Origin of the sequence: Acetobacter fabarum, from assembly GCF_040702925.2 — a bacterium.
Lineage (GTDB): Bacteria > Pseudomonadota > Alphaproteobacteria > Acetobacterales > Acetobacteraceae > Acetobacter > Acetobacter fabarum_B.
Window position 1 is genome coordinate 1 of sequence record NZ_JBFCXX020000111.1, and the last position, 248, is coordinate 248.

The 248-nt window shown below is 60.9% G+C and carries 1 pseudogene; it reads left to right on the top strand.

The window, feature by feature from the left end:
• Positions 1-233 (top strand): annotated as a pseudogene (locus tag AB2L51_RS15315) (hypothetical protein); the annotation flags it as partial.
• Positions 234-248: the final 15 nt, after the last annotated feature.

Genomic DNA, 248 nt, shown 5'->3' on the forward strand with positions numbered 1-248 from the left:
GCATCGCCACCAAAGACATCCCGCCGTTCGCCACGGTTGTCGGGAATCCCGGCGTTCTGCATGGAGCGAATTCTGTCGGCATGACGCGGAAGGGCTACGCCGAATCCGATGTCGACGTCGTCGGATCTGCATACTCCAACGGCCGTCCGCCTGATTTTGCCGCTCTGAACCACGCGACCGCGGGGGCATTCGAGTGGTGGCTGAACCTGTCCACCAAGCCTTTGATCAAATGACAGACGAGCTAGCCG